We start from the raw sequence: 17,746 nt of genomic DNA on the forward strand, positions 1-17,746 counted from the left end.
GCCGCTTTTCGCTTGCCGCACCTTTGGGGTGATGAGTATTACTTTACGCAGGTTCCACAGAACGGGCAAATCGAGGCCGAATAGTGGCGTGTCGGAACGGCACTTCCCCGGAAACATGCGGATCCCCTCGTTTCACCCGTGCGCGGGGTAAACGAGGGGATCCGAAAATGGTGCGAACTAGTGCGTGAGTGTGACCTTGTTCAGGCCGGCCGGGGAATCCGGGTCAAGTCCACGCTGGAGCGCAAGCTCGAGGGCGAGCGACTGCAGCGGAATGGTCTCCAGGATCGGGATTCCACCCATCGGAACCTGCGGCAGGGTGATGTGCGCATCGGCGAACTCGATGACGCCCGGTCCCACCTCCAGCACGTTGGCACCCAGCGCGTGAGCCTTCTCGGCGAACTCGATCACCGAGTCGCGTCCCAGTGCGGTCCCGGTCAGCACCACCGCGACCGTTCCCGGGGTCACCTGGCCGAGCGGTCCGTGGATCGCATCGGCGGCGCTCCATCCCGAGGCGGCGATCGCGTTGGTCTCCATGAGCTTGAGCGCGCCCTCGCGAGCCGAGGACATCGAGACCCCGCGGCCCACCACGACGATGCGCTCGCGCCCCGAGAGCAGGGCAAGCGCCTCGGCCGACGCCGAAGGGTCTGCCAGGAATGCCTCGGCGCTGTCGGCGAGCAGGTCAACCCGAGGCACAATGGCGTCCCACTCCTCCCCCGCCGCCCGCAGCACCAACAGCACGATGGCCAGCAGCGAGGCGGTGTAGGTCTTGGTCGCGGCCACCGAGAGCTCGGGGCCCGCGGACAGGTCCACCGCGACGTCCGCGAGCTCGGCCAGCGGGCTGTCCCCGTTATTGGTGAGGCTGAGCACCGGGGTACCGCCCGCGCGGATCGACTCCACGGTGGCGATCAGGTCCGGGGAGCGTCCCGACTGGGAGATCGCGATGGCCAGCGCATTGGGGTAGCGCAGCTGCGGGGCATTCGGGTGCACGCTGGCAGGGGTGGCCAGGGCAACCGGGATCCCCAGCACCGCGTGAATCAGGTACTGAGCATAGTTGGCGGCGTGATCGCTCGAGCCGCGGGCCACCATGACGATCAGCTCGGGCTTACCCTCGGTTATAAGCGCGGCCGCCGCATCAATCTGTGTACGGGATTCGCGCACCAGCTCGCGCCAGCGCACGGGTTGTTCGGCGATCTCCGCACGCATCAGCGCACCGGGCACACGCACGTCTTTGTTCGGGGCATCCAGGTTGTTCTCGGTCGACATGGCTCCCAGGCTATAGTCTGCGCCGGGTGCCGTGGGGAATTCTTTTTCACTCATGAGGTGAGCCCGGTGATCATCGCGATCAGCTCGTTGTGGGTGACCTCGTCGATGCGCTTGGTCGCCACCTGGGTCCCGCGGCGCAGGACCGTCACCCGATCGGCCACCCGGAAGACCTGTTCCATGTTGTGGCTGACGATCAGGACCCCGGCCCCACGCTCGCGCAGGCGCATGATGATCTGCTCCACCCGGGCGGTCTCGGCCACACCGAGGGCCGCGGTGGGCTCGTCCATCAGCACCAGGCTGCTCGCCCAGTTGGTGGCCCGGGCGATGGCGATGCCCTGCCGCTGACCACCGGAGAGGTCGCTTAGCGGAGCCTTGGCCGAGGGGATGCGTACGTCCAGCTCATCCACCAGGGCCTGGGTCTGCGCGGCCATCTCGCGACGGTCCAGGGTCCCAAAGGGCTTCTTGCGCAGCTCGCGCCCCAGGAACATGTTCATGTAGACGGGCTGCAGATCCACCAGGGCCAGGTCCTGATAGACCACCTCGACGCCCTTGGTGCGGGCATCCGAGGGGTCGCGGAAGTTGGTGGGGGCACCGTTCAAGCGGATCTCGCCGGCGGTGGGCTGGTACATCCCCGAGATGATCTTGACCAGGGTGGATTTGCCCGCTCCGTTATCGCCGACCAGGGCGACGATCTCACCGGGTTTGATCTGCAGATCGAAGTGCTTGATCGCGACGATGCCACCAAAGTGCTTGGTGATCCCGTCCAGCTGGAGGGCAAAGGTGTCGGTACTGGTGCTGGTGCTCATGAGTTGCTCCCGGCGTTGTGGGCTGCGGTGTGGGTACCCGACGCACCGCTGGCGAAACCATCGGCGGCGTGGGTGAGGGGTGCCGAACCATCGGCGGACCAGATGCCCGCGAGGACCGGGTTTCCGGTGGAGAGGCCGGAGATACCCGCGGTCAAACCGCGGGTGACAAACACCTGGGGGCGGAATCCGAAGATGACGGTATCCCCCGGGCAGGCCCGGTGCGCGCCCGCCCCCGGGATGGTGGCGTAGTAGTCGATGGCCGAGGCATCGGGCATGTCAACCTGCTGCGGGACCGCCGTGGCCGGGTCATCCTGGGCGCCAAGAACCAGCGCCTCGGTGCGTGCCGAACCCAGGACCGGGTCGACGTAGAGTCCGCCGCCAAACACATAGGCGCGATCGTTCCACAGGTGGGAGACCTCGGAGACGTAGGCGATGGCCGGGTCCTCGGCGAGGTCCTGGACCGCGTGCAGCGGGGTGGTCCCGGTAAGCCCGTGTCCGGGCTCCACCTGGGTCGCCCCGGCTTCGGCGAGCGCGGGGAAGATCGCCGTCGAGGTGGTGCCGGGGGCATTCACCACGATGTTGTGCCGGCCCGCCCACTCCAGCTCGTGCAGCGCCTCGGTCAGGGTCCCCAGGTTCGGGGTGGGCTTAGCGGTGCCGGATTCGGGATCGAACAGGGTCGCCGGGAAGGTGGTAATCCCGGCGAAACGCACTCCGGGGATCGCGTCCAGGCGGTCGGCCACCCGGGCAATCTGGTCGGCCTCGAACCCGCCCTCGTGGCCCGGGTAGAAGCGATCTCCGGGGGCGAAGATGCGGGCGAGCACGTCCTGCTCTCGCCCCAGCTCCAGCGCCGCGGCACCGGCCTCGCGGGCCTTCTGTTCGGAGAACACCGTCCAGTACAGCGGGTTCAGCGCGGCGGCGGTCGCCGCGCTGTGCCGCGGGATCTGGACCAGGTGACCCAGGTGTCCGGTGGCCAGTCCGCCCGCGGCCGCGGCCACCGCACACTCGAGGTCCACCCCCACCGCGTGGGTGATTCCTCCGGCGCGGATCGCGGCCGAAGCATCGGGGTTGCGGCCGATCTGCTTGGTCATCGCAAACGGGGTGAACCCGAAGCGGGCGGCCTCGGTGGCGATGTAACCGGCATTGCGGGTGACTGCATCCAGGTCGATCACATAGGTGTTCGGCGGGATCAATCCGTCGCGGTGGAACTGGGCGGCAACCCGCAGGAGTTCAGGGTTGCGGCGGCGCAGGAGATCAAGAAACATGACGGGTCCTAACTGCTCTTCTTGGCGCGGAGGGAGAGGGAGACGGCGATCAGGATGATCACGCCACGCACGATCATCTGCTGGGCCACGGTGAGGCCGCCGAGCAGCAGGCCGTAGTTGATCATGCTCATGAACAGGCTGCCCACCAGGGCGCCGATCATCGAGGCCTTACCGCCGGTGAGCGCGGTACCGCCGACGATGACCGCCGCCAGCACACTCATCAGGTCCGATCCACCCAGGGTGTAGGTGGCACCGGCCAGACGGCCCGAGTAGAGCAGACCCGCGAGACCCGCGGTCACCCCGCTCAGGGCAAACACGATGAGCTTGACCCGGTTCACCCGGATCCCGCTGACCGAGGCGGCGGCCGCGCGGTTACCCACCGCAAGCACGTGGGCACCGAAGCGGCGCTGACGCAGCACGTGCCAGCCCAGGGCCACCACCACGATGCTCCAGACCACCAGGATCGGCATTCCGGCGATGTCTCCGGCACCGAAGATCCAGCTGAAGACCGGCTCGGTCACCGGAACCGACTGCAGGTTGGTGAGCTGCTGGGCGAGCCCGGCGACCAGCCCCATCGTGGCCAGGGTGACCAGGAAGGAGGGCAGGCGCACCAGGGTGACAAACAGTCCGTTGACCAGACCCACCACCGCGCCGATCGCCAATCCGGCGAGCGCCGCGAGCCACCACTGTCCGGTGGCCTGGAGGGAGACCGCGGCCACCAGGGCCGAGAGCGCAACCGTGGAGCCGATCGACAGGTCGATCTCGCCGAGGCTCAGCATGAACACCGTGCCCACCGCCATCACGGTGATCGGGGTCGCCTGGGTGATGATGGTCACCAGGGTGGTGGGGTTCACAAAGTTCGCCCCCTGGGTTGCGGCGAAGTAGATAAAAACGACGACAAATCCGATGTAGACGACGTACTGCCGCCAGTTCACCCGGCGGAAACGACCGCCGACGGTGAGTGTTCCGTCTGCCTGGGTCACGGTCATGATGCTTCACTTTCTCTGGGGAGGGAGGAGGGGGTGATCGCCGCGGCGAGCGCGAGATGGACGGCACCGTGCAGCGGGGCGTCATCGCCCAGTTCGCTGCTGCGGACACGCAGTCCCGGGCGTCCCAGACGCGCCAGCCAGTGATCAAGAGGGGCGAGGAGTTCGGGTCTGGACCCGATTCCCCCGCCGAGAATGTAGAGGCCCGGATCCACCACCGCGTCGATGGCGAGCAGGGTGTGAGCGAGCCAGCGAGCCTGGGTATCCAGGGCTTGGACCGCGAGTGGATCCCCCGCCTCGGCCGCGGCGAAAACCTCGCGGGCGGTGAGCGGGGGTTCCCCGGCGGGCTGCGGGAGACGCTGGGCCAGCACGTTGCCGGCCACGACCTCCTCGAGGGCGCCACGACGCTGATTGCGGGGATCGAGGGGATCGCTGCCAAACGGAAGATATCCGACCTCCCCGGCGGCGCCGCTGACCCCGGGCCAGATGGATCCCGCGAGCACCAGTCCCACGCCGATCCCGGTTCCCACCGAGACAAACGCGAAGCTCTCGCTCTCGCGGCCGGCACCGGCGTGCAGCTCGCCGAGGGCGGCGATGTTGACGTCGTTCTCGATCACCACCGGGTGACCCAGCCGACGCCGCAGCTCGGCGACCAGTGAGACCTCGCCCAACTCGCCGAGATTCGGTGCCTGGGTGAATCCGCTCCCATCGGGCAACGGAACCCCGGCACCGCCGATAGCCGTGCCCGCCACCGGTGCATCCGGGGCCAGGGCCGAAAGCCGGGTGACGATATCGGTGAGCTGAGCGATCAGCGCGATCCCCGGACGGGTGGGCTCGGTGAGCCGGTGTAGGAGTCTGCCCCGGGTATCGGCGAGGGCCGCGCGCACCTTGGTGCCGCCCAGGTCGATGCCCACCACCACGGCGGGGGTAGTGGTGGCACTCACAGTCCCATCACCTCCCCGGGCCCGGTGGCCAGCAGGAGTTCAAGATTGGCCTCGGAGACGCCGCGCTCGATCAGCATCGGAACAAAAACCTCACCCAGATAGGAGTAGCCGTGCTGGCCGTGGGTTTCGGGGTTCAGCCACACCTCGGCACCGGTGAGATCCTGGGCCAGCAGGATGCGGCCGGCCAGGCCCTCGGCGGCGAGCGCGGCCACCTGGTCGGCGCGACCCCGATCGGAGCGGTGGAAGGCGCGCTTGGGATACTCCCCCTCGCCGCGCTCCCCCTCAGGGGCGGGACCCAGGAAGAAGTCCCAGTCCTGCTTGCCGATGGTGTCGATCGCAATCCGGGCGCCGGTATCGAGGATCCGGCGAGGCAGGTCGGGGTCCAGCTGGGTATCCAGGTGGCCGATGACCACCCGGTCCAGGTCCACCCCCTCCGCGCGCAGCAGGGCGATCTGCTCCAGCGCCATCGAGCCGTGGGTTGTGTGGGTCATGATCGACAGGCCGGTCTCCCGGTGAGCGCGGGCGATGGCCCGCAGGCACTTCTCCTCGTGAGCCGAGATCACATCCAGTCCGGTGGCCTGCTCGCCAAAGACGCCGGCGCGTACCCCGGAGGATCCGATCCCCTCGGTGGCATCGCGCACCAACCGGGTCACCAGCTCACCGAGGCTGGCCTCGCGGGCCCACCCGGGCGAGTACGACTCCAGATACAGCGCGGTGCCGGAGATGATGTGCAGTCCGCTGCGCCGGGAAACCTCGCGCAGCAGGACCGCGTTGTCCCCCTGGGCATCTCGACCTACGACCCCGTAGGGGCTGAGGTCCACCACGGTGAAAAAGCCGAGTTCGGGGAGCCGGGAGAGGGCGTCGACCGCGAGATCGACCGCGTTCGCGGCGGCCGCATCGCTGCCGGGGCCACCCACCTGCCAGGGGCCGGGGGTGAGGGAGAGCAGGTGCTCGTGGGGCATGATCCGCCCCAGTTCCGAAACCGGAACCGGACCGAGAACGGTCATTGCCTGGGTCATGATGTGCTCCTAGATCACACCCGACGGTGCGGGGAGAGGGGATGAAGGGGAGGAAATGATGGGTGGCCACGCGGGGGAACGCGACCACCCATCGGTCTAGTGGGGCGTGCTACTTGCCCACGCTCGCGGGCAGGTCGGAGCCGTAGTCGGCCTTCCAGGCGTCCTTGAGGTTGTCGCCGGTGACCGAGGTCGGGTCCGAAGCCACCAGGGCCGGGGCCGGCTTGTTCAGGACACCGAAGGCACCGGCGAGGGCCAGGCCCTGCCCGATTCCCAGCGAGCCGTTGCCCACCAGGCCGGCGACCGGACCGTTCCCCACCATGGCCGCGGCCAGGGTCGTGTCGAGGTCGTTGGTGACGACCTTGATGTCGGTGCGTCCGGCGGCCCGAATGGCCGCCACCACACCCTGAGCCGCGGTGGCCCAGGAGACGTAGATCGCCTTCATGTTCGGGTGCTTGGCGATCATCGCGGCGGCGATGGTCTGGGTCGCGGTCTCATCGGCGAAACCCTCGCTGTCGACGATCTGCATCTTCGGGTAGGAGTAGCCCAGCCAATCCTTGAAGGCCTGGTCGCGCTGGTTGGTGAACCAGAAGTTGGCGTTGTAGGAGAGGTAGCCGACCTCGCCCTCACCCTTCATCTCCTTACCGATGATGTCGGCGTTGGCCTTGCCGGCCTTGCTGAGGTCCTCGGTCACGATCGAGACGAAGTCCTTGCCCGCCTTATATCCGGCAGGCGGGGTGGTCATGATCACGAGCTTGGTGCCCGAGTCCACCACCGGCTGGAAGGCCTTGGCGGCGGAGGTGGGGTCCACGGCGATACCCACCACGATCGAGGGGTGCAGGGCGAGCACGGTCTGGACGTTATTGGCCTGGGTTGCCGCGTTGAAGCCGGCCTGGGTGCTGGCAACCACCTTAATGCCGAGCTTTTCGAACTCCTCGCGGGCACCCTTTTCCACGGCGGTCACGAAGTCGGAGGAGGTGTGCCAGACGAAGGCGGCGGTGAAGTTACCGGCCTTAACCTTGGCGATCTCGTCGGCGGTGAGCGAGAGCGCGCTGAGGGCGTCGGGCTTTTCGCCGTTGGGGCCGGCGAAGGTCAGGGTGGGCTGGGTGGCACTGCTGGTCGGCGTGGAGGCCGGACCGGAGGTGGCGGCACAGCCGCTGAGGGTGAGCGAGAGCGCGATGGCTCCGGCAATGGCGATGCGGGCGCCGAAGCGTCGGCCGGGGCGGGTGATGTGCATGGGGTGACCTTCCAGGTGCGACTGCTGTTTGATTGGGATATCGCGATCGGTTTTGCCCCCGAATTACCTGCCCACCATCGCGAACTCGATTCTGGTTTTATTTTCATCGAGCAATCAAATCTAAACTCGCGAATGTGTCGGGCGTGTTTCCAGGCCGTAAAAACCGCGATACGCCCGTTCAGAACCCGAACATGCGGTACTTTTAGATTCAGGCTGAGCACAAAAGGGAGCGCCATGGTCCAGGACACTCGAGAACTCAATCGCAGCGCCGTGCTCACCACCCTGCTGCTGGAGCGACCGGCCAGCCGCAAAAAGCTCGCCACCGCCGCCGGGATCTCCGCCGCCACCGTGACCCGCACCGTGGAACAGCTAATCGGCGAGGACCTGATTACCGAGACCCAGGAGATCGTCTCCGAGCAGCGCGGACGCCGGGCGGTGCAGCTCGACCTGCGTGCCGACCTGGGCATCGTGGCCGGGGTGGACCTCGGCGCCAGCAAAACCAGGATCGTGATCGGTCATATCCACGGCACCCCGCTGGCCGTGCGCGAGCTGGCCACCCCGGGCACACTCGACCTTCCGGCGCTGATCGACTGGCTCGCCGGCGTCATCCTCGACCTCTCCTCCGGATTCGCCGCCCCCCTGCGCCAGGTCGCCCTCGGAGTCCCCGGCTCGCTGGAGATCCCCGAGCAGCGCATCTCCCACGCCCCCAACCTGCCGCAGATCGAGGGCACCGAGTTCCTGGCCGCGCTGCGCCGGTCCCTCCCCTGTCCGGTCGTCTGCGATAACGACGCCAACTTTGCCCTGCTGGGCGAACTGCACTTTGGTGCCGCCGCCCACTCCCCCAATGCCGCCCTGCTCAGCCTCGGGTTTGGACTGGGAAGCGCACTGGCGATGGACGGCAGGGTTTTGCGTGGAACCCGCGGCCTGGTGGGTGAGTTCGGCCAACTTCCGATCGGTCCGATGGGTGCCCGGCTTGAACACCTGGTCACCGGCGGCGGAATCCTGCGCCAGGCGGAGCTCGCGGGGATTGCCCTGGAGAGCCCGGCCGATCTCTTCGTGAGCGATCCGGCCCCGCGCATCGCCGCGCTGCGCCAGCAGTTTGAACAGGGACTGATGGTGGCCCTCACCGCGGTGTCGGTGTCCTGCGACCCGGATACGGTGGTGCTCAGCGGCGGCCTCTCCCGCGCCCTCGCCCCCGAGCTGGCGCGCTATCAGGAACTGCTGGGCGGCCACCTCCGGCTCGCGCCGCGCCTGGAACTGGCAACACTGGATGACTTCTCCGGCGCCGTGGGGGCGATGGTGTCGGCCCTGCAGCACTGCTACCGCGACTTGGGCGCACTCCCCGAGGCGCTCCCCCGACTGCCACGCGGGGTGCACGTCGATCGCGCACGCCTGGCGGCCCTGAAATCGGTTGAGCCGGTGGTGCCGGTCGGATAACCGATTCGGTGTGGTGGGAATAGATTCGTCCGGATCCGGTTATTGTATGCAAATGCATCGAAATCGGTCGACCCTAGGAGAGCCATCATGACCACACCCCTCGAGCTTGGACTCGACACCTTCGGCGATGCCACCGTCGACGCCACCGGCACCCGGCTGAGCGACGCCGAGGTTATCCGCAACGTGGTCGCCCAGGGTGTCCTGGCCGACAAGGTGGGCGTGGACTTCTTTGGCATCGGTGAGCACCACCGCGACGACTTCTCGGTCAGCGCCCCCGACATGATCCTCGCCTCGCTGGCCGGTCAGACCTCGCGGATCAAGCTCGGCACCGCCGTGACCGTGCTCAGCAGCGACGACCCGATCCGCGTCTATGAGCGCTTCGCAACCCTCGACGCCCTCTCCAACGGGCGCGCCGAGGTCATCCTCGGCCGCGGTTCGTTCACCGAGTCCTTCCCGCTGTTCGGCTACGACCTCGCCGACTACGAGACCCTCTTCAGCGAGAAGCTGGACCTGTTTGCCACCCTGCGCAGCGAGGGACCAGTGACCTGGTCGGGCACCATTCGCCCGCCGCTGAAGGACCAGCGTGTGTACCCGCGCACCGAGAAGGGCGCGGTGACCGCCTGGATCGGCGTGGGCGGCTCACCCGAATCCGTGGTGCGCTCGGTCGAGTACGGCATCCCGATGACCCTGGCGATCATCGGCGGCGACCCCGCACGCTTTGTGCCCTATGTGGACCTCTACCGCCGCGCGCAGGAGCAGGTCGGGTCCACCGGCATGCCGCTCGGTGTGCACTCCCCCGGACACATCGCCGCGACCGACGCCCAGGCCCGCGAGGAGCTGTGGCCGCACCAGCTGGTGATGCGCAACCGCATCGGTGCCGAGCGCGGCTGGCCGGCGATGACCGAGCAGGAGTACGTGGACGAGATCGAGCACGGCTCACTATACGTGGGTTCCCCGGACACCGTGGCCACCAAGATCGCCCGGACCGTGAAGCTGCTGGGAACCGACCGGTTCGACCTCAAGTACGCCACCGGAACCATGCCGCATGAGCAGCTGCTCTCGAGCATCGAGCTGTATGGGACCGAGGTGATTCCGCGGGTGCGGGCGATCCTGGATCGCGACTAGCCTCACGCGAAACGGCCCCGGCCGGGAGAGATCCCGGTCGGGGCCGTTGCCGTGGGTGGAGCTAGAGTTCGGTTTCGGATTCCTCGAGGCGACGACGACGCAGGACAAACCATCCCACGGCGAGCGCGCCGAGGAGCAGGGCGCTGCTGGCCAGGAGGGCGAGCGGCATCAGGTTCTCGGCCTCGAGACCGGTGGACACCAGCGCACCCGCGGCCGCCGGGCGGGCCGAAGGCTTCGCGGAGGACGGACCGGTGGACGCAGCGTCGGTCGGCGACGCGCTGGTCGGTGCCGGAGATGCGGTCGGGGACGGGCTCGCGGTCGGATCCGGGCTCGCGGTCGGGGACGGGCTCGCGGTCGGGTCCACCGGCGCGGCGGCGATCCGCGGGTCCTCGATCCGCTCGGCCCCGTTCAGGCAGTGCTTGAGCTCCGAGGACTTGTACCAGGTCGAGCCCGCGGCCACCGGAACACACGCGTCGGTGAAGCCGATCTCCCGCTCGTTATAGAGCATCCGCACCAGCGGGGTAAACGCGCGGCCGGTGGACGGATCGGTGCCAATCCGTCCGGATACGTCCCACTGCACGTTGGCGGCCATCGGGGTCACGGATTCCCCGCGCCACGGGTTGTTGGTGTAGTCAAACACGTCGTTCAGCGACTGCGGGTGCGCGTTATCCGGGGCCTGCCGAGTGGATCCCGGGAGCTTGAGCAGGGCGGCAAACGGGATGATCGTCTCGGCATGGGCGAAGCGGAAGGTTGCGGCCACGTTGTCCCCGGCCACGCGGTCATCGATGGTTGTGAAGAAGTCATCCAGCAGCGGCTGAGCCACCCGATAGGTGTCGTCGTGCCCCGAAAGCCCCGGACCCTTTTCGTAGAAGTCCTCGGCGTCCAGCAGCGAGGCAAACCACTCCAGGTCGGCATCACGCCCGTTGAGGTAGGAACCGAAATCGAAGGTGTGATCGCCGGTATTCTCGGCGGTCATATCCGCACCGATGATGTAGAGGTTGTAGAGCGTCATGGCCGCATCCACCGGGGTCGCGATGACCTTCTTGGGGCTCCCGCAGGCCGACTTATCCTGGGCCGGATCGGCGCCGGGTGCGCAGCTGACCGCACCCTTCTTGGTGCCGTCCACGGTGTTGTACCAGACGTGACCAGGAGTCCCGATCTTGGCGATGAAGTCCGGAGTGAAGATGCCCGAGAGCACGTCGTCGGCGGCGCTTACCGAACGCGGCAGAGCGTTGATGTAGTCGAGGGCCGCGGAAATGGTCCCGCCCGGGGCCGTCTGCGCGGCCACATAGGCCTCATAGGCCTGGGCGCGCGCAAGCTCGGGCGAGCCGGCGGGCTTGGTGGTGCCGTCGGGGTTTTGCGACTTATGGAAGTAGAGCAGATCGGGGCGCGGTTCCGGGGTGATCCCCCGGGTCAGCACGCCGGCACCGGCCTTCGTCACCCCCGCCAGAAAGTTGGTGCCCGACTCGGTGGCGCGGGCTTCCCCCGAAGTTTCGGCGATGATCCGGTCGCCGTCCTTTTCGGCCCGGGCAAACAGGGCCGCGTTTCGGGCGACCGCCCGCTCCCCGAGTCCCCGGTGCTGGGCGGCACCCTGACCGGTCAGCTGGCCGTAGCCGTTCTGCACGTTGGCGGCGGTGATCCCCCGCAGATCCGCCAGGAACCGCTGGCCGATCTCGGGACTCAGAAACCCGTTTTCGGCGAGCGCGGTCTCCGAGAGTCGGGTCAGCAGCGCGTCGTACTTGTACTCGGACAGGCCACGCGATCCGTGGCGAGCCACGGACTCGGTGAGCAGCGGGGTATAGCCGGCCGGGGCGTGGGTGTACCCGGCCACGGTGGCCGCGTCGGGCTCTTGATAGGGCTGCTTGGAACTCAGATGTGCGCCGGACTCGGCGGCGGCACCGGCGGCGACCGCGAGGGTCAGGGCAAATACTCCCGCGCCAAGCACGAGGCGTGCGGGGGTGGAACGAAGGGGAATCACGGATGTCCTAGACGGTGAGGTGTGCACGCCCGCGAGATCACCCGCGGCGTGAGGGCTGCCTGCGACGCTAGGGGTCCCGAATGAATGCCCGGTGTCTAGGCGGTAACATCCCCCGAAAGGGGGCCTCCCGACCCAGAAAAAAATCCCCCTCCACCCGGTGAGGCGGAGGGGGAACGGGCTAGCTAGCAGCCGACCCGGGTGATGTTGGCGCTGGTGTTCACCTGCGAGCCGGCGGGAATGACCAGGACCGGGGAGGATCCGTTATATCCAAACGCGGTTCCCGACGAACGGGCGTTGGCGACCGAACGGACCGAGGATCCCAGCGGGGCCACCGAGTTCGCGGCGGTGCAGCTGGTGAAGGAGATCTTGGATCCGGCCCCGCCCGTGGACGTGTAGGCGCACATGCTGCCCGTGGCACAGTTCCCCACGGCAAAGGTGGACAATCCGCCCTCTAACACGATGTTCAAAATGGTCTCGCCGCCGTTCCAGGTGACCTCACCCGGTCCGGTCTGCACCCCACCGGGGAACTCAACCAAAACCTGGTTGACCCGGTTCTGGACCTGATCGGACTGGGTGGTGGCCTGGGCGGCGGTGGCGCCACCCATCAGCAAGACGGCCAGGAGTGCGGCGGCGGGGAGGACGCGGGCGCTCAGTTTCATGTGGTGTTTCCCTTTCTAGAACCAGGCGTCGTAGTCGATTACTGCGGGTGCCTGGAGATCAGATCGGTCGGTGCCCGTATACACGTGCTCGTAGGCGATCACGCCGTGTGAGGGGGTCACTACCAAAACATCGCGGGTGCGGCCGGGATCGCGGGAGTCGGTGCTCACGCTGATGCCGGTGCGGCCGAGCCGGTCGGTGACGGTTCCGTCGATCCGAATATCCGGCTGGGTGGAGAGGAACGCCAGCATTTCCGCATGCTGGGTGGAACTGAGGGATCGCTCAACCAGGAGGTTCTTGACCGCGGTGAAATAGTCCCCGGTGCTCGGATGTGCGCCCAGGCCCCCGCCGGTTCGCAGGTAGGTTCCCCAGTCGGTGACCCCATCGGGGCTACTGAAGAGGTAGCCATACTGGCCGGGCTGGTAGGTCTGTCGATCCAGGAGGGTTCCCGGGGACGGATAGTCAAAGCCGGAAAGCTGATGACCGGCGGGATCAAAATTGCCGGCCGCCCGACGCTCGGCAACCGTGGACCCATCGGGCAGGGTCGTGATGTCAAAGCGCTGCGGCATGATCGACTGCGGTGGATCGTCGGGGGTGAACGCCAACGCCCAGTTCTGGAAACGCACGCGTGATGCGGCTGGCTGGTTGCTCGCACCCAGCGATTCACTCATCGATTGAAGCAGGGACCCGGGTTGCTGATCACCGATCGGCACCGCTACCAGGGGCTTGGGGGTGACCGCCCGGGCCAGCGGGGTCTCCCCCGGCCAGAGCGACATCGAGGTGGCCGCCACGACCAGGATGGCGATGAGGGACGCAACAACCGCGAACGAGGGCACTCGGAACCGGCGAATGCGTGCAGCGCGTCCGTTATCGGTGCCCCGGGGTCGAAGACCCGCCTGGTTGTGAATGTGTACGCTCGTGCTCTGAACACGCTCGAGGAGCGCGAGTTCGCGTTCGCCGAGTGCGGAGTCTGGAGGGGTCATGGCCGGGTCAATGCCGGACATGAGCCTCGCGAGCGAGTCATTCCCCGTATTCATTTGCGTCCCCCATCGGTCAGTCCAGCAACAAACGGCTCTCCCAAAAGGGCACGGAGTTTCTTCCGTGCCCGGCTGAGAATCGCCCAGGCCGACGCCACGGAACAGGAGAGAGCCACCGCAACTTCTGCGGCCCCAAGGCCCTCCCAGTAGGTCAGCAGGATTGCTTCCCGTTCCCTGTCCGTGAGCTTCAACAGCGAGCGACCGAGTGCGATCTTCTCCAGCGTGTCCGCGCCCTCCTCCTGCTCCGACAGCACGCGCTCGAGGGTCTCTTCGACTGCTCGTTTGCGTTCGGCGGATCGGAAGTGGTCGTTGATCTTGTTGGATGCGACCCGGTACAGCCAGGGCAACTCGATCGAGTCTCCCTGTTGATACCGGACCCAGGCGGCCGTAAACGTCTCGGCCGCGATGTCTTCGGCGAGCGCCGCGCTTGGCACGCGTCGCTCCGCATAGCGCCGAACAAGAACGTAGTTCGCATGGAACACGTGCTCGAACACCGCCGTTTGCTGCCTAGTCATCCACTCAGTTTTCTTACTTGCGTTGTTGCCTCCCACCCTGTCTATCGACGCAGTGGAGGATTCCTGACATTCAACCCGAAAAAATCTTTGAACGGTTAATAAGTCTCGACTGTTTCGTCGCGGATGATGAGGTGCTGGGTCACCAGCTCCTGCACGTGGATCAGGGACTGGGTGGCCACCACGATCGTGACCCCCGCCGCGTGCAGGTCGCGCAGGATCCGCACCACACCCTCCCGGTTCTCGGGGTTCAGCTCGGCGAAGGGCTCGTCCAGGATCAGCACCCGGGGATCCTCCATCAGCGCCTGTGCCAGGGCGAGCTGCTGGATCATGGCGGGGGTGAAGTCGCGCACCCGCCGCGGATCCTCCGGATCCAGCCCCACCCGGCGCATCGTGGTCGCCAGGTGCTCCTCGCTCACCACCGCGTTGATCGCCGCGAGCGTGCGCAGGTTTCCCAGTCCGGTCCGCCGGGTGATGAAGCGCGGGCGGTCGATGGTGATCCCAAAGCGTTCGGGGAAGGTTCGTCCGTAGGAGAGGTAGGCCGGGTCGATGCTCACGCTTCCGCTGTCGGGGGTGGTGAATCCCGAAAGCATGCGCAGCAGCATCGTTTTTCCGGTGCAGTGCGATCCGGTGATCACGGTGAAGGATCCCTCGGGAATCTCAAAACTCACCCCGCGATACAGGGTGGTTCCGCGCACCCGCTTGCTCATCTCGGAGACGGCGATCACGGGACGGGTCGATGTCCCCGGACGCCGTGCGGGGACCGAGCTCGGCGCAAACACTAGAGCAGACCGTCGGCATTCTTGGCGGAGGAGCGCCACAGGGCCGCGGCGGCGAAGAGGCTCGCGGCGACCAGGGCGCCGGCCGGAGCAAAGATCGGGGCACCCACAGCGGCACCGTCATGCAGTGCGCTGTAGGGGGCCACGATGTTGAGCCAGCCGATGCCGGCGGGGATGATGTAGCCAACCACGGCAGCCACCAGCATCGTGATGCTCCAGGCCAGGACTACCCTGCGCGTGGACCAGACCAGCAGCGTGGCCAGCGTGCAAAAGACCAGCAGCGAGGCGAAGAGGCCCAGTAGGCCCAGGTGGAAGACCGCCGATTCGGCCACAAACATGGGCACCTGATGATCCAGCATCGCCGAACCGGTGACCAGCACGACCCCCACGCCGATCGTGAACGCGGCGGCATGCGGGATCTCGCGCACCAGGATCGCCATGCTCCAGCGGCGATAGCTCCCGTGACGCAGGGCCGCGTACAGCTTGAGGCCGCCGTCGGCATCCTCGCTCCGAGCCAGGAACGCGCTGGCGTATCCCAGGGTGAGCAGCAGGGTCATGATGTAGTTCGGGATGTCTCCGTAGGCACCGGCAAAAAACGCCTCGGTGATGCCGATGTCGCGGGCCCGGGCGCCGAGGTGCGCGGTGGCCACCGAAAGCGCGGCGATTCCCAGCAGGATGACGGTGGATCCCAGCCGGCTGCTCAGCATCGTGAACAGGGCGTGACGAACGCCGGCACCGTTCAGGCGCCGCGTCACCCCTGGCACACCGGTTTCGGGCATCCCGACCCCGAGGATCGATCCCACGCTCTCTGCCACCGTTGATTCCCCTGTCCGCCGGTTTCGCCCCCTGGCAAAACCTTCAGGTCCACAGACCCGCATCTACCTACTTAACGCCGCAGCGGGGAAATCCTGACAAAAGATTTTTGACGTTAGTTATGTGACGGCGATGTGGGCCGCGATCGCGAGGTCCGAGCGGGGTGGACGGGCACAGGGTATCGGGCACACGGTATCGCGCACAGGGTATCCGGAAACGACGAAAGGCTCCCCAGCTGGGGAGCCTTTCGATCAATTGTGCGCGAGGGGGGACTTGAACCCCCACGCCCTTACGGGCACTGGCACCTGAAGCCAGCGCGTCTGCCATTCCGCCACTCGCGCAATTGACACACTTTCGTGTATTCGTTCCTCACTTCCGTGCGGACTTCATGAGATTATCACAGCCCTCATTTGGTTCCCTAATCGAGGGGCATTCTTCGGCCCCGATGGGCGTGTCGCCCCGGAATCACCCGGAGTTTTTGGGGGTGGGTCCCACCCGGGAACCCCCGGGATCGGAAAAAGATTTGGACAAATTCCAGGACCGAGCGCGCGTTCTGAGATGCCAGGTTCAGCCTCGCCGACTAACATGGGCCTAGCCGATCGGCACCTCAACCAACACCCCGGGGAGATCTGTGGGCATTCTGGACAGTTTCGAGAAGGGTCTCGAGCGCGCCGTTAATGGTGCGTTCGCGAAGACCTTCCGCTCGGGATTGCAGCCGGTGGAAATCTCCTCGGCGCTGAAGCGGGAACTCGACACCACGGCCGCCGTGGTGAGCCGAGATCGCATCCTGGCAGCCAACACCTTCGCCGTGCACCTCTCCCCCACCGACTTCGAACGCATGTCGAAGATGGGCGGCGCCCTGGTGGACGAGCTGGTGGCCATCGTCAAGAAGTATGGCCGAGCCCAGGGCTACACCTTTGCCGGGGCCGTGAGCGTCACGCTGCGCCCGGACCCGGGTCTCAGCGAGGGCATCATGCGGGTGGACACCGAGGATCCGCAGACCGATGTGGTGTGGCTGCCCGCGCTGGATATCGCCGGACAGCGCTATCCCCTCGCCCGGGCCCGCACCGTGATCGGACGCGGATCCGACGCCGATATCACCATTGCCGACCCCGGAACCTCCCGCAAACACGTGGAAATTCTCTGGGATGGCAAGCGCGCCCAGGTTCATGACCTGGGATCCACCAACGGCTCCGAGCTCAACGGCCAGCGCGTCACCCAGGCCCTACTCGAGGATGGTTCGGTCATCCAGATCGGCCGCACCCAGATCACCTACCGACTGCTGGCTCAGTCGGCACCCAAACCGGCCGAGAAAAACAACGACGGATTCTGGGGGAACCCCGTATGAGTGATCTCACCCTCCTCGTGCTTCGGCTCGGATTCCTGATCCTGCTCTGGCTCTTTGTTTTTGGCGTCGTGTATTCGCTGCGGGCCGACCTGTTTGGTCGATCGACCCGCAAGGTGAAACCCCGGGTGGCCGCCGCGGCCCCCGCGCCCACACCCGCCCCCGCGCCGATCGCCGTTCCGCCGGCACCGACCCCGGCGCCCCGACCGGCGGCACCGGTGCCCTCGGCCACCAACCGAACCCGCGCCAACACCCACACCTGTGATCGCCTGGTGATTCTCTCGGGACCGCGCGCCGGCCAGGACCGTCCGCTCGGCACCGGTCCGATCAGCATCGGCCGCTCCTCGGATTCCAACGTGATCCTCAAGGACGACTACACCTCGACCCACCACGCGCGCCTGCTGCTCTGGGGCGAGGACTGGATGCTCCAGGACCTCGACTCCACCAACGGCACCTTCCTGGATGGCAAGCGCATTTCGGCGCCCACCCCGATCCACCTGGGCGACGTCATCAAGGTGGGGGCAACCACCTTCGAGCTGCGGTGATCGA

General features: G+C 66.9%; 17 protein-coding genes and 1 tRNA gene. 4 read left to right on the forward strand and 14 right to left on the reverse strand.

Annotated elements, in window-relative coordinates:
- Positions 1-177: 177 nt before the first annotated feature.
- The 7 genes from IE92_RS0105660 to IE92_RS0105690 all read right to left on the reverse strand — a co-directional run bounded on the left by IE92_RS0105660 (position 178) and on the right by IE92_RS0105690 (position 7,514).
- On the reverse strand, positions 178-1,317 hold the full coding sequence (locus tag IE92_RS0105660; RefSeq protein ID WP_081863995.1) for an SIS domain-containing protein: 1,140 nt from the start codon (positions 1,315-1,317) through the stop codon (positions 178-180).
- The gene (locus tag IE92_RS0105665; RefSeq protein WP_030147541.1) at positions 1,314-2,069 is read right to left on the reverse strand and encodes an ATP-binding cassette domain-containing protein; all 756 of its coding nucleotides are present in this window, start codon (positions 2,067-2,069) and stop codon (positions 1,314-1,316) included. The genes IE92_RS0105660 and IE92_RS0105665 overlap by 4 nt, the downstream gene beginning before the upstream one ends.
- Positions 2,066-3,331 (reverse strand): alanine racemase, encoded by a 1,266-nt coding sequence (locus IE92_RS0105670; protein WP_030147542.1) that lies wholly within the window; start codon positions 3,329-3,331, stop codon positions 2,066-2,068. The genes IE92_RS0105665 and IE92_RS0105670 overlap by 4 nt, the downstream gene beginning before the upstream one ends.
- An 8-nt stretch (positions 3,332-3,339) precedes the next feature.
- A complete protein-coding gene (locus IE92_RS0105675; RefSeq protein ID WP_030147543.1) occupies positions 3,340-4,320 on the reverse strand; it encodes an ABC transporter permease in 981 nt (326 codons plus the stop codon).
- Complete coding sequence (locus IE92_RS0105680) at positions 4,317-5,261, reverse strand: ROK family protein (RefSeq protein WP_051701766.1); 945 nt, start codon at positions 5,259-5,261, stop codon at positions 4,317-4,319. Before IE92_RS0105680 ends, IE92_RS0105675 begins: the two co-directional genes overlap by 4 nt.
- The gene (locus tag IE92_RS0105685; protein ID WP_030147545.1) at positions 5,258-6,280 is read right to left on the reverse strand and encodes a phosphotriesterase family protein; all 1,023 of its coding nucleotides are present in this window, start codon (positions 6,278-6,280) and stop codon (positions 5,258-5,260) included. Before IE92_RS0105685 ends, IE92_RS0105680 begins: the two co-directional genes overlap by 4 nt.
- A gap of 109 nt (positions 6,281-6,389) precedes the next feature.
- Positions 6,390-7,514: a substrate-binding domain-containing protein gene (locus IE92_RS0105690; protein WP_030147546.1), complete on the reverse strand. Its 1,125-nt coding sequence runs from the start codon at positions 7,512-7,514 to the stop codon at positions 6,390-6,392.
- Between the two features lie 234 nt (positions 7,515-7,748).
- On the opposite strand from IE92_RS0105690, the gene IE92_RS0105695 reads away from it, so the two are divergent.
- Positions 7,749-8,951, forward strand: coding sequence for an ROK family transcriptional regulator (locus tag IE92_RS0105695; RefSeq protein ID WP_051701765.1), 1,203 nt, complete (start codon positions 7,749-7,751; stop codon positions 8,949-8,951).
- Positions 8,952-9,038: 87 nt separating this feature from the next.
- The gene (locus IE92_RS0105700) at positions 9,039-10,076 is read left to right on the forward strand and encodes an LLM class flavin-dependent oxidoreductase (protein WP_030147548.1); all 1,038 of its coding nucleotides are present in this window, start codon (positions 9,039-9,041) and stop codon (positions 10,074-10,076) included.
- Positions 10,077-10,137: 61 nt separating this feature from the next.
- Here the strand turns inward: IE92_RS0105700 and IE92_RS16480 are convergent, their stop codons facing one another.
- The 7 genes from IE92_RS16480 to IE92_RS0105735 all read right to left on the reverse strand — a co-directional run bounded on the left by IE92_RS16480 (position 10,138) and on the right by IE92_RS0105735 (position 16,193).
- Entirely contained in the window at positions 10,138-12,054 is a 1,917-nt protein-coding gene (locus tag IE92_RS16480) for a histidine phosphatase family protein (RefSeq protein WP_156027426.1), read from the reverse strand.
- A gap of 182 nt (positions 12,055-12,236) precedes the next feature.
- Complete coding sequence (locus tag IE92_RS0105710; protein WP_030147550.1) at positions 12,237-12,713, reverse strand: hypothetical protein; 477 nt, start codon at positions 12,711-12,713, stop codon at positions 12,237-12,239.
- 15 nt (positions 12,714-12,728) lie between these two features.
- Positions 12,729-13,715, reverse strand: coding sequence for a hypothetical protein (locus IE92_RS0105715; protein ID WP_030147551.1), 987 nt, complete (start codon positions 13,713-13,715; stop codon positions 12,729-12,731).
- A gap of 29 nt (positions 13,716-13,744) precedes the next feature.
- Complete coding sequence (locus IE92_RS0105720; RefSeq protein WP_051701764.1) at positions 13,745-14,263, reverse strand: RNA polymerase sigma factor; 519 nt, start codon at positions 14,261-14,263, stop codon at positions 13,745-13,747.
- Between the two features lie 95 nt (positions 14,264-14,358).
- Complete coding sequence (locus IE92_RS0105725; RefSeq protein WP_156027427.1) at positions 14,359-14,988, reverse strand: ATP-binding cassette domain-containing protein; 630 nt, start codon at positions 14,986-14,988, stop codon at positions 14,359-14,361.
- A gap of 53 nt (positions 14,989-15,041) precedes the next feature.
- Positions 15,042-15,854 (reverse strand): hypothetical protein, encoded by an 813-nt coding sequence (locus IE92_RS0105730; protein WP_030149775.1) that lies wholly within the window; start codon positions 15,852-15,854, stop codon positions 15,042-15,044.
- Between the two features lie 256 nt (positions 15,855-16,110).
- Positions 16,111-16,193: transfer RNA gene (locus IE92_RS0105735), tRNA-Leu, on the reverse strand.
- Positions 16,194-16,483: 290 nt separating this feature from the next.
- Here IE92_RS0105735 and IE92_RS0105740 point away from each other — a divergent pair.
- On the forward strand, positions 16,484-17,200 hold the full coding sequence (locus IE92_RS0105740; RefSeq protein ID WP_030147555.1) for an FHA domain-containing protein: 717 nt from the start codon (positions 16,484-16,486) through the stop codon (positions 17,198-17,200).
- Positions 17,197-17,742, forward strand: a complete 546-nt coding sequence (locus IE92_RS0105745; RefSeq protein ID WP_030147556.1) for an FHA domain-containing protein FhaB/FipA — start codon at positions 17,197-17,199, stop codon at positions 17,740-17,742. Before IE92_RS0105740 ends, IE92_RS0105745 begins: the two co-directional genes overlap by 4 nt.
- Positions 17,743-17,746: the final 4 nt, after the last annotated feature.

The organism is Mycetocola saprophilus, from assembly GCF_000718085.1.
In the GTDB taxonomy this organism is placed as follows: domain Bacteria; phylum Actinomycetota; class Actinomycetes; order Actinomycetales; family Microbacteriaceae; genus Mycetocola; species Mycetocola saprophilus.